Here is a 12,441-nt window from a genome sequence, read left to right on the forward strand (position 1 = left end):
AAATTGTATTACAATTATAAACACATAGTGTAATTATAATTGTAATACTTAAGAGTTATGTCTGCACTTACTGTAAGATTACCCGATGATTTAGCCGAGGAAGTAGCTAAAAGGGCTAAAAAACTTCATATTTCACGTAGTCAGTATATTAGAAGATCTATTAAAACTATGAATAAAAGCCTATATGAGCAAGAAAGGAAAGAAAAATTATTTGCAATTAGTATGCGAACAAGAAAAGAAAGCATGAAAATAAATTCCGAATTTTCTAATATAGAGCATGACCCTGAAAATTAATCTCGGAGAAATTTGGCTTGCCGATTTAAATCCTAGAGTTGGTAGTGAGCTTGGTAAAACAAGACCTGTATTGATTATTCAAGATCAAGTATTATTAGATGCAAATCACCCATCTACTTTAATCATCCCTTTAACAACTAATTTAATAGATGATGCTTTTCCTTTTAAAGCTCATAATAAATTAGAAAGAGATTCAGATCTTTTAATAGACCAAATACGTAGCATAGATAATAAACGCTTAATCCTAGGGCCTCTAACTACTTGCAGTCCTATCATTATGCAAACAATATATAAAGCAATATTAGAAGTTATAGGAGTTGGACCTGTTCCGTGCAATATTCTATAAAACAAGTCTTAAGTAAAGCAACAGATAAATTAAATAAAATAGGCATCAATTCACCGCAATTAGAAGCACGAATCTTACTACGGTATGTTATAAATAAACCTATTGAATATTTGCTTATTAATCTTGATGAGCAGTTAAATGAAGCTGAAATAGAAGCTTTTGAAAAACTGTTAGAGAGAAGATTAAAGCATGAACCTATAGCGTATATTACAGGCGTTAAAGAATTTTACTCACGTGAATTTATTGTTAATAAACATGTATTAATTCCAAGAAACGATACTGAAGTTTTGGTTGATGTTGTGTCTCAATGTCATTCCCGCGTAGGCAGGAATCCAAAAAAAAAGCGACTGGATCCCCGCTTTCGCGGGGATGACATAAGAGAAACCTGCAATGACAAACTCTTTAGCATACTCGAACTCGGTACAGGTAGCGGTTGCATTGCTATCAGCCTATTATGCGAACTACCCAATGCTAATGTAATTGCTACTGATATCAGTCTTGATGCAATAGAAGTTGCTAGAAGTAATGCTCTAAAATATCACGTGACGGATCGAATTCAGGTTATTCACAGTAATTGGTTTGAGAATATTGAGGATCAGAAGTTTGATTTTATCGTTAGCAACCCACCATACATATCTCATAGTGAAAAATCAGAGATGGCAATTGAAACAATCAATTATGAACCGTCTATAGCTTTATTTGCTGAAGAAGACGGTTTACAAGCTTACCGTTTAATCGCTGAAAATACAAAAAAATTCTTAAAACCAAACGGTAAGTTGGCATTAGAGATAGGGTTTAAACAGGAAGAAGCAATAACTCAAATTTTCTTAGATTGTGGTTATAATATTGAAAATGTTTATAAAGACCTACAAGGTCACAGTAGGGTAATATTATTTTCTCCTATTAACTTAACTCGGTCATACGCAAGGCGTATCGGAAAAAACTTATCAGGGCTGCAACAGAATTTATTAGATAACGAACTACCGAAATATTTATTTTCCAAAGAAAAACTTATTGATGAAAAACGTAAAATCTTTTTAGAAATAGGTTTTGGTATGGGCGAGCATTTCATTAACCAAGCCAAAATGAATCCTGATGCACTTTTTATTGGGGTAGAGGTATATTTAAACGGCGTTGCAAATGTTTTAAAACTTGCCGGCGAGCAGAATGTAGTCAAATCAGTTGGATTTAATTACAAGGAGCAAGGAGCGAAGTCTATAACTAATAGGAGAGCGACGAGTGACTCGTTCAGTGAATTCAAATCATTTGACTATATCACGAATTTTTTATTATTTCCTAATAATTTGGATTTAATATTAAATGAGATACCAAGTAACAGTTTAGATGGAATTTATATTTTATTTCCTGATCCATGGATAAAAAATAAGCAAAAAAAGAAACGTATTTTCAATAAAGAACGGCTTAAGATTTTACAGGATAAACTAAAAGATAACGGTAATTTAGTATTTGCTTCCGATATCGAAAATTATTTTTATGAAGCAATAGAGCTAATAGAGCAGAATGGTAATTTTGAAATTATGAATAAAGATGATTATTTAAAGCCGCATGATAATTATATAATTACCAAATATCATCAAAAAGCTATTAGGGAGAATAGAACGCCGAAATTTATGATTTTGCGGCACGTTTTAGGCGATCATTAATTGCAGCCCCTATATTTACCGAGGGTATGGGGCTAACTGCTATACCGCTTACATCATGAACTGCCGCATAATCGTCAAGTATTCTTAAATAAGCATAAAGATTTGCAGCAGCTTCTATAAGTTCACCTTTGGCACTTAAATTTAATGAAAATTTCCCCGTAAGGTTACTATTGCCAAAATTTAATCCAATTTCTCTATCCCCCAAATTTGTAGCATTTAATCTAATAGGCATATTCGGTGAATAGTGTTTAGCAAGCATTCCCGGAGCTTTTATATTACTTGTCTTTGATGCTTTTAAAACTTTTACCCCAAGTACTTCTTCTAAAATTTCAGCAGTTATAAACCCTTCTCTAAGAATAGTAGGAGTAACAGCTGTTGTATCGATTATCGTTGACTCTAGCCCATATTCAGATTGATAAATTTCAGGTGCTAAAATAAAAATTTCTGCGTTTTCTGAAAAATGTTTTGTAACATGCTCGGCGTTAGTCGGACTAATATAGTTTGAAGGGTTGGCACTTGGTGCGGCTATAGGTACGCCTGATTGTCTGATAAGTTCTAATGCTAGCGGACAAGACGGTATCCGAATCGCTATTGTATTAAGTCCTGCCGTTACACTAGGAGCAATAGACCTCTTCGGAAACTCTACTTCTAGGGGTAATTTGTACGTCGATCCGGTACTCGCATCCTCACGTATGTCTATATACGTTGCGGTGCTGCGTTCCGTGTCTCCTTCAAATTCCTCCCTATAAGCGAGTTTCCGAAGAGGTCTAACATTTGCATTCTCTTTTAAAGGGACAACTATAGATAAAGGTCCAGGCCAAAATTTTTCTGCTATTTTTGTAGCTAAATCATTAAACTTTCCTATTTCCTTTGCTTGCTCTATGGAGGAGACATGCACAATAAGCGGATTAATAGCAGGGCGATTTTTAAATTGAAAAATCTTTAAACAAGCTTCATTATTAGTAGCATCCGCTCCGATTCCATAAACTGTTTCGGTTGGAAAAACAACTACCTTGCCTGATTTTATAAATTGAACTGCTTTACTGAACATTAATTTAGTTATTTTGGTTTTGTTATATATCTGCTTCTCTATGTCATTCCCGCGGAAGCGGGAATCCAGTCACTAAAAAGTATAAAAACACTAAATTTTTAAAATTAAAAGCTCAAATAATTTCGCTTTTTTCTGGATTCCCGCTTCCGCGGGAATGACATAGAATGCTTTTTTAAGAGCCATGCAACCCCTAACACAAGAATGACATAGGAAAGTTTCAATCATAAGCGGTTAAACTTAGCTATTTTATCAAATAATTCACAAATATTTTGTAATAACGATAAACGATTCTCTGCAATTTTTGGATCAGGATCATTAACGAGTACATTATCAAAAAAGCTAGTAGTAGGAACTAATAGCGATGATAGTAAATTTAAAGCTTTCTTATAATCTTTATCAGCTATACTCTCTATAATTTGCGGCGAAATTTTTTGGATTACTTCAAATAATTCTTTTTCAGGTTGTGTACTAAAGAGACTTGTATCAACTAAGTCGATAATTTTCTGATCACCGATTATATTGCTAGCTCGTTTGTAAGCATTTAATAATTGTTTGCCTGCGTCTTCTGCTAAAAATTTTTGTAAGGCATTAAGTTTTAGACTTATACTAACCAACTCATCTTCCATTCTTAAATCAAGAACAGCATTAATTAACGCAATATCATAGTCATTTTTAAAATAAAATTTTGCTCTTTCTTCAAAGAAAGATATTATTAAATCCTTATTTTTATGAGAAGAATCTCTATATAAGTTTATAGAAAAACTAATTAAATCATTTAAATTTAGCTCTAATTTATTTTCAAGTATTATTCTTATTATGCCAAGAGCTTGACGTCTTAAGGCATATGGATCGCCTGAACCTGTTGGGGCTTCACCCACTATCATTAGACCAGCTAAACTATCCACCTTATCGGCTAAAGCAAGCAGTGCTGCATTTCCACTTGGTACATTATCGCTCAAACCTTGCGGTTTATAATGATCCTTGATTGCAGCGGCTACTTCTTCGCCTAATCCCTCATGTTTTGCATAATAATAGCCCATAATACCTTGTAAATCAGGAAACTCCCCAACCATTTCAGAAACGAGATCGCTTTTACAAAGTTTTGCTGCCGTGATTAAATCTTTATTATTTGGAGCTATATGCTTGCAAACTTTAATTATACGATCAATTTTTTCTCTTAAATTACCAAGTTTTGCATGAAACGTTACAGCTTCTAATTTACCTAATCTTGATTCTAAAGTTTTAGCTATATCTTGTTTATAAAAATATAAAGCATCCGAAAGACGTGCAGATAGTACTTTTTCATTACCTTTAATAACGAGGTCGGCATCTATAAATCTGCCATTACTTACAAACAGAAAATATTGTGCGAAATTTCCTTCTTTATCGAATAGACAGAAATATTTTTGATGTGTACGCATCGAAGAAATAAGTACTTCTTTAGGTAGCTCTAAGAATTTTTGTGGGATTTTTCCAAGTAGCACAACAGGAAATTCACTAAGCCCTGCTACTTCTTCAATTAGACGATTATCTTCTTTTATGTTTAGATTATGAGAATTTGCCAGTTCCAATAAACCTGTTTTAATTATTTCTTCTCTCTTTGTTCTTTCTAAAATAACGTGATTTTCTGAAAACTTATTTTTGTAATCCTCAAAATCTGTTACTTCTAATTTTTTATTATCAGTTAAGCGATGCCCGTACGTAATATTATTAGCGGTTAAATGCCCAAATTGCAGCGGTAATATTTCACCGTCAAATATGCATAAAATGTTACGCAGTGGTCTAACCCACTTTATATTATAATCACCCCAAAACATCGATTTTGCCCAGCTATATTTATTAATAGCTTCTATAATAATCTCCGGCAAAATTTCTTTTATCTTTCTTTCTTCTGTTTTTTTAACAAAGAAATAATATAGCTGATTATTAATTAATTTAGTAGAAAGCTCTAATTTACTAACGTTATGAGCTTTACAAAATCCATTAATTGCAGCTTCCGGAGCATCTATGCTCGGTCCTTTAATCTCCGTTTCTTTCGGCAGAGTTACTTTCGGTAAGTGGGTAGCATACAATGTTATCCTACGAGGTCCTGCAAATAGTTGTACTTTTGCAAATATTTCGTTTTCTTCAAAAATTTTCGTGAATATGTTTAAATAACCCTCTTCAGCATTTTTTTGCATGAATGCAGGTATTTCTTCACTAAATAGCTCTAATAATAATTCACTCACCGCTTAACTCCAACCATTTCATACAACAAATTTTAGCTAAGTGCCGTACTCTTAAAATATAAGAGGCACGCTCAGTAACGCTAATTACCCCAAGTGCATCTAATCGATTAAAGGCATCGCTTGCTTTTGTACATTCATAATAAGCAACATGTGGTACATTTTCTTTTACTAACCGCTCACATTGTTCTTCGCTATCTTTAAAATGTCGTACTAACATCTCACTATCTGCAAGCTCTAAATTATATTTTGAGTATTGTCGTTCAGCCTCAAAATCAACTTCCCCGTATTTTAAAGCTTTTTCTCCTACCTGCCCATTCCAATCAAGTTCCTTTACTTCATCGACACCTTGAATATATAATGCAAGCCGCTCAAGCCCATAAGTGATTTCACCGGCAACGGGACGGCATTCAATACCGCCGATTTGCTGCATATAAGTAAATTGGGATACTTCCATACCGTCACACCATACCTCCCAACCAAGCCCCCAAGCCCCGAGCGTCGGCGACTTCCAATCATCTTCAACAAAACGAATATCATGCGTTTTTAAATCTATGCCTAAACATTCTAAGCTTTTAAGATATAGCTCTTGAATATTATCCGGCGATGGCTTTAAGATAACCTGAAACTGATAGTAATGTTGCATTCTGTTAGGGTGCATGCCGTATCTGCTATCGCCTGGTCTTCTTGATGGCTGTACATAAGCTACTGACCAAGGTTTTGAACCAAGACATCTAAGTACCGTTGCAGGGTGAAACGTACCGGCTCCGACATGTGTATCGTAAGGCTGCAAGATTGCACAGCCGTAATCCTGCCAGTAATTTTGCAAGGCTAGTATAATTTGTTGAAATGATAGTTTTTTCATAAGAATTTCTATATTAGAACTCAAATTCTCTAGCTTTTCCTTTTGCTCTTTGAATATCTAATTCATTACATTTAGACATACTGATTAAATACTCCATGAAACTAAGTTTTGTAGGTTTCTTATCCTCTATCTCTGTGGATGAAAGGGTTTTTATATCGTTTTTATTAATATCTTGTTCTGAATCTTTCATAATTTCAATTTCAAATATTATTATTAGCTGGAAAGGCTTAGTGCTATATGTCATTCCTGCGAAAGCGGGAATCCAGTAAAAACCTATAAAAAACTTGTTTTTTTAGGTTTATTTTGTCAATATTATGTTATCCCCTCATAATGAGATGCGGCTCTAATCCCTGATTCATTAATTTGGTTCATATCTTTCCATCTAGAAATACCAAGCGAACTAGTTATAACCTTAAAACCGTTTTCATAAGCATATAAAGCCGTACGCTCGAAACGCATATCAAAACACATTGTGCAGCGTTTACCTCTCTCAGGCTCAAACTCCATCCCTTTAGCACGCCTAAACCAATTTTGCGGATCATAATCTGCGTCGATAAATTCTATATTATGCTTCTCGGCAAACTTAATATTTTCATTCTTACGAAGCTCATATTCTTTTTTAGGATGAATATTAGGATTATAGAAAAAAAGCGTAAACTTAATACCGGTATCGATCATTTTCTCCATTAAAGGACCAACACACGGAGCACAACAACAATGGAGTAAAACCTTACTTTCACCATCCGGTACTTCAAAAATTTCACTCATGATTAGCTGACCAAATTCTTTTTATATGTCTCTTTATAGAATTTTAGGATTATAGAAGATAACAAAGCAAGTGCAATTAAATAATATGCAATAACATAATTGTCTCCGGTAACTTTCGTTAATATCATTGCTAACATTAGAGCAGTACCGCCAAATATAGCAGCTGCAAGGTTGTATGAAAGTGCAACACCGGTAAATCTTATGCTAGTTGGAAATATCTCTACTAAAACCGTTGGGATAGGTCCCATATAAATAGCGATAATTCCAGCAAATATTACTTGAGATATTATAGCTAAAGTAAAGTTCATTGATCCTAAGGCTAGAAAAATAGGATAAACTGATAAAATTAACAAGATAATCCCCCATATTAGTACAGGACGCCGCCCCACTTTATCCGAAACATACGCAGATATAGGAAATACTATCATCATTACGATTAATATTATACTACTAACAATTGTGCTTTGCTGACTAGTATAACCAAGCGTTTGCATAAAATTACCGATAAAAACCGTAGAAGTATAAAAAGGAGCAGTTACGGTAATATAAAGACCAAGTGCGATAATTAGTTCTTTTGGGCATTTTGTTAATGTTTCTCGTAAAGGAAAACGTGCTAAACGCCCTGTTTCCTTAGCTTTTTTATAAATAGGACTTTCTGCTAGGTTTTTTCTAATATATAAACCTACAGAGCTAATAAATAAACCGGCAATCAAAGGTATTCTCCAACCCCATTCAAATAGCATATCGGCGGGCATAAAATAAGAAAAACCGGCTGCTGTAGCAAGTCCAAGCAGCATACCACCGCACATACTAACGAATGAGCTACTCCCCGCAAGTCCTCGCTGCTCGAACGAAGCATGTTCTACAATATACGAAATACAACCGCTAAACTCCCCTCCTAAAGAAAAACCTTGTATGAGTCTGATAACAGTTATAATAATAGGAGCGGCAATACCTATAGTTTTATAGCCTGGTAAGAGACCTATCCCGGCAGTCGGTATTGCCATAGTTATAATACCCATTACTAAAACAGTACGTCTGCCGAATCTATCACCGATATTACCGAAAATAATACCGCCGAGCGGTCGTATTATAAAGCCTGCAGCAAATACCGCAAAAGTTAAAGTCTCTCGCATTTCTGAATCCGGAAAAAAATGCTGCCCTATAATATAAGCAAATTGAGCATATAATGCATAATCATACCATTCTAAAACGTTGCCGATCATGCCGGATATTACTACTTTTCTCATTAAGTTATTTTATTGATTTAAAAAAAGATAATAAGAGGAATATTTTATATTCTCAAGTAAAAATAGCTTTATAGCTTCATTGTACGGCTCATTTATGTCATTCCCGCGAAAGCGGGACGTTGTTGCATGGATACCACCTCGTCATTGCGAGCGGTCGAAGACCGCACGGCAATCCAGTAAAAATAATTAAAAAAAATGCTAATTTTTAGCATTTTTAACTGGATTGCTTCGTCAAAACTTACAGTTTTTCCTCGCAATGACGAAAAAAACTATCCATGCAATAACGCCAATGCCTCGCGGGAATGACATCGAGTAGGTTTTTCTAATCATACGGGCAACATCTACAGTCACTCGCAATTACGATACCCTATCTATGTTTTTCATTAACCACTTTCTTAGTTAATTTAGCATTTATTTGAGAAGGAGAAACTTTAATATTTTGTTTGATGTTTTTTGTTTTTTCTTGAGAGAGAAGACTTTCTTTATCATTTTGTAATGTTTTCATAAACTTATCTATATTGCTTTGTTCTAGTTTTATTGCATTATCATTATTTAAAATTAATCCTCCAATTTTTTCACCAAGTTCAGGTGCATATCTGACTGCAAAAATCGATGCCGGTACAACTATGATAGAGAAAGCCGCTCCCGCAGTCGCAACACTAATTGCTCCGACTAATAAAGCACAAACAGCACCAGCGATTTTTCCGGTTGCTTGTTTAAATATATTACTTTTTTGTGTAAATGCTAAAGACATTTCTAATATTTTATTAAATTCTTTCTTTATATAAATTGTTGCTTCATCAATATTATTATATTTCTTTATTGCATACATTACAGAAGCCTTAAATAATTTTTTATGAGATTCCGCATAATTTATTATTTTGTCAAAATTCTTCTTTTTTAAAAGAGTTTTAAATATATTTTTAATTTTTTCTTTTTCGGTACTATTTATTTTTTCATCTCCAAAATAAACTTCTACAAGATTTTCTGCTATTATATCTTGTGATTGCTCTAAAATATTATTCTTATTTTGCTCATTTTCGTCTTCAGAAGTAATCATTATTGCAAATAACCCTAATGCTACGGAAAAATTATCATCGTTAATAACCCGCATACCTAAATAATTTTTGAGTCTAGAAATACATTTATTAATATATTTTTCAGCTTCCGGTTTAGAATTAAGCCTTAGCGTATAATCTATAGCAAGCATATTTGCAATAGTAGAGCAAGTAGATTTCGTAAGATTATTGACAAAATTATTAACAATATCTTTTTTAAATAAATTAGTATTTACGTTATTAAGTACTATCGCATTATTCATTTTATTAATTTATTTTGAGGCTAATTCTCTGATATATAATATCAATTTAGCATAAATAAGATTAGGAGCATGATTCACTGAAAGTTTATATATATTCTTAGGCGTTAACACTTCTTCATTACGCACTCGTACAAAAGATATAAGAGTATTAGGAGGCATATAAGAATAAATTTCAGAGAATATTTTTAAAAAAGTCAAAAAATCTGCACATGCATATTTTATATTTATGCTATAATTATTTACATGAATCGATTCACCTTCTCCTCCTTCAATCGCCTGAACATTATTTTTAAAAAATACTGAATTTATAGATACGTCTATAGGTTCTACTAAATCATATTTATTGCTTAAACTTTTTATTTTAGGAATTAGTTCTTGATAATTTAAGCAACTTACATTACTTGGAACGCTTAAATCTACATATTTTTTGTAAGATTCTAATATTTCTTCTTTAGAGTTAATGATAGAATAAAGCTTTAAAACTTCCTCTGTTAGATTTTCTTGTGAAACTTGTTTATCAAGAATAGATTTACTGTATTCTTGCTGGAAATTTTTTATTATCCAAATAGTTAAGGAAATAAAGAAGAAACATATAATAAATTGAAAGAATATACGATTCTTTAAATACATAATATATTTTTCAAACATTACTTTTACCTTGGGTTATTAGTGCTGTTGCATGACTTATGTCATTCCCGCATGGCATTGCCTGCGTGGACCGAAAAACCTGTTCGGTGTCACCCCCCCCCGTGGCTTGACCACGGGATCTAGTTAAAAATACTAAAATTATTAGTATTTTTTATTGTTTTTATGGACCCCGTGGTCAAGCCACGGGGTGACACAGTGGGTTTTATCGTCAACTATATTAACCGATAAAGGAATTACTACCTTACCGAATATATCAAGTATTTTATCCTTATATATAACATAATCTATCTGCAAATTAGATAATTTATTTTTTACGTTTTGCATATGATCATCTAACATCTTTAGAGATTCATCTACCGATAGATTATTAGTATGATATTTAAGTATTAATTTGATTATTAACTGTCTCTTAGAAACTAACAAAATATTATCTATATTTGTTAATTCCCATTTAATTTCTTCTAATTTAAAAGCCGGATTTAAAGTAATTATAAGTCTGTTAAGTAAATCAAACGGTAGCGGTACCGGTGCTTCTAGTAATTTTTCTATTACATATAAATCAGCTAGGCTAGTAGTATTTTTAATATAAGGATATTTATATTTGATACTATCATATTCTTGATTTGTTGCATAATATTTTTCATTAATAGAGTTTATGTCTTTGTAATTCTGTTTTGTATTATATTTAATAATACCGACCACTAATATTAATATTATAAGTAATGCACTATATAATTTAAATGTCAGATCCTTTATGGTAACTAGTTTTTTTATTGATTTTAAATTATTATTATAAGCAGGAAAACTCTTATATTCTAGAAACAGCCTACTAATATTCGTATCTATAAATCTTTCTTTTTCTAGAGTTTGCTTATTTAGTATATTATCAACCGGTATAAAGATTACAGGGCGATCTTCAAAATTTGTTGATTCTAATAAAGATTTTAACTCTTCATCTACTATAAGAATTATACAGGCTCTTTGATCAAGATTACTTATATAGTTTTTAAATAATATCAAACAATCATTAATTTCTTGTTCTATAATACCTTGAACATATCCGGTTGTTTTACCGAATGGATACTCAAGATTTCTAATTGTTATTATATTATTTTTATGTTTGATAATAAATTTTATACCGCTAGCTTGTGAGGCATATACACAAATTTGGAAATAATCATTATATTTATCATTTTCTATATTCTGTACTATTTTATTTATAATAACTTTTAGCTCTAGCGTTAAAAAGTAAATTCCTTTTAAATCAAGCGATCTTTTATCTATAATGCATGAAATTATATCACTTAAAGGTGTTTCAAATGGACACGACATAATTAAAGTCGACCAAATTTCACTTGGTGTAGTAGTAATTTCGTAAACACAATGTGCTATAATGTCTTCTTTATTAAAATAACCTTCGATAAATTGTTCAATAGGATCAAGTTTAACTATTGACTGTAATATAGGTATTTGATCGTGCCGTGTCTTACATTCACTACCATCAAGTAAAAAATAAATATCGCTTTTTGGAAATTTACTAAAAAAGTTTTTATAAGGGTTTAAGTCTATCTGTTCCTGAGTAGGGATAAATAATTTATCTAATAATTTATTATCGAGAAAAATACTAAGAAATACACCTTTATTACCTAGTAACACCACGATCTTTTTTCTTTTGAAAGAAACTATTGTTAATTTTGTTACAAAATTAACAAAATGTAATTTGATCGAATCAAAAATATTTTTCATAAATAAATTTATTTTAATCATAATTCAGTGTATTTTACTATACTGGACGTCATTTCTGCGTGGATACCCAAGCCGTCATTGCGAGCAGCCGTAGGCTGCGTGGACTGATTTTCCGTTGTCATCCTGCGAGCTTGTAGCGGGATCCAGCTTAAAAAATACTAATAATATTAATATTTTTATGGACCCCGTGGTCAAGCCACGGGGTGACACGGTGGATTTTACCGATCCACACAGGAATGACATAACATTAAATAATATATCTT

The 12,441-nt window shown here is 32.4% G+C and carries 11 protein-coding genes and 3 pseudogenes; 3 read left to right on the forward strand and 11 right to left on the reverse strand.

Going from position 1 to position 12,441, the window contains the following annotated elements; all coding sequences use genetic code 11:
• Positions 1-57 precede the first annotated feature (57 nt).
• Genes AC5584_RS00165 through trmB form a run of 3 tightly spaced genes read left to right on the forward strand, consistent with a single transcriptional unit; the run spans position 58 to position 2,304 of the window.
• Positions 58-294, forward strand: a complete 237-nt coding sequence (locus tag AC5584_RS00165; protein WP_499216455.1) for a ribbon-helix-helix protein, CopG family — start codon at positions 58-60, stop codon at positions 292-294.
• Positions 278-640, forward strand: coding sequence for a type II toxin-antitoxin system PemK/MazF family toxin (locus tag AC5584_RS00170; RefSeq protein WP_499216456.1), 363 nt, complete (start codon positions 278-280; stop codon positions 638-640). Before AC5584_RS00165 ends, AC5584_RS00170 begins: the two co-directional genes overlap by 17 nt.
• Entirely contained in the window at positions 625-2,304 is a 1,680-nt protein-coding gene (gene trmB, locus AC5584_RS00175) for a bifunctional peptide chain release factor N(5)-glutamine methyltransferase PrmC/tRNA (guanosine(46)-N7)-methyltransferase TrmB (protein WP_499216457.1), read from the forward strand. The genes AC5584_RS00170 and trmB overlap by 16 nt, the downstream gene beginning before the upstream one ends.
• Here the strand turns inward: trmB and AC5584_RS00180 are convergent.
• From AC5584_RS00180 to AC5584_RS00230, 11 genes and pseudogenes are all read right to left on the reverse strand, one after another.
• Positions 2,270-2,929, reverse strand: a pseudogene (locus AC5584_RS00180) (L-threonylcarbamoyladenylate synthase); the annotation flags it as partial. The gene trmB and the pseudogene AC5584_RS00180 sit on opposite strands and share 35 nt — an antisense overlap.
• Before the next feature lie 147 nt (positions 2,930-3,076).
• A pseudogene (locus tag AC5584_RS00185) lies at positions 3,077-3,355 on the reverse strand (L-threonylcarbamoyladenylate synthase); the annotation flags it as partial.
• 221 nt (positions 3,356-3,576) lie between these two features.
• Positions 3,577-5,583, reverse strand: coding sequence for a glycine--tRNA ligase subunit beta (gene glyS / locus AC5584_RS00190; RefSeq protein ID WP_499216458.1), 2,007 nt, complete (start codon positions 5,581-5,583; stop codon positions 3,577-3,579).
• Positions 5,576-6,445, reverse strand: a complete 870-nt coding sequence (locus AC5584_RS00195) for a glycine--tRNA ligase subunit alpha (RefSeq protein ID WP_499216459.1) — start codon at positions 6,443-6,445, stop codon at positions 5,576-5,578. Before AC5584_RS00195 ends, glyS begins: the two co-directional genes overlap by 8 nt.
• A gap of 13 nt (positions 6,446-6,458) precedes the next feature.
• Positions 6,459-6,689: a type II toxin-antitoxin system Phd/YefM family antitoxin gene (locus tag AC5584_RS00200; RefSeq protein WP_499216460.1), complete on the reverse strand. Its 231-nt coding sequence runs from the start codon at positions 6,687-6,689 to the stop codon at positions 6,459-6,461.
• Positions 6,690-6,760: 71 nt separating this feature from the next.
• Positions 6,761-7,213, reverse strand: a pseudogene (locus AC5584_RS00205) (epoxyqueuosine reductase QueH); the annotation flags it as partial.
• 2 nt (positions 7,214-7,215) lie between these two features.
• The gene (locus tag AC5584_RS00210; protein ID WP_499216461.1) at positions 7,216-8,463 is read right to left on the reverse strand and encodes an MFS transporter; all 1,248 of its coding nucleotides are present in this window, start codon (positions 8,461-8,463) and stop codon (positions 7,216-7,218) included.
• Between the two features lie 367 nt (positions 8,464-8,830).
• Positions 8,831-9,784, reverse strand: coding sequence for an RP853 family protein (locus AC5584_RS00215; protein WP_499216462.1), 954 nt, complete (start codon positions 9,782-9,784; stop codon positions 8,831-8,833).
• Between the two features lie 9 nt (positions 9,785-9,793).
• The gene (locus AC5584_RS00220) at positions 9,794-10,432 is read right to left on the reverse strand and encodes a hypothetical protein (RefSeq protein WP_499216463.1); all 639 of its coding nucleotides are present in this window, start codon (positions 10,430-10,432) and stop codon (positions 9,794-9,796) included.
• 141 nt (positions 10,433-10,573) lie between these two features.
• Positions 10,574-12,199, reverse strand: a complete 1,626-nt coding sequence (locus AC5584_RS00225; RefSeq protein ID WP_499216464.1) for a hypothetical protein — start codon at positions 12,197-12,199, stop codon at positions 10,574-10,576.
• Positions 12,200-12,253: 54 nt separating this feature from the next.
• Complete coding sequence (locus AC5584_RS00230) at positions 12,254-12,421, reverse strand: hypothetical protein (protein ID WP_499216465.1); 168 nt, start codon at positions 12,419-12,421, stop codon at positions 12,254-12,256.
• Positions 12,422-12,441: the final 20 nt, after the last annotated feature.

This window comes from Rickettsia endosymbiont of Villa modesta (assembly GCF_964026485.1).
GTDB lineage: Bacteria > Pseudomonadota > Alphaproteobacteria > Rickettsiales > Rickettsiaceae > Rickettsia > Rickettsia asembonensis.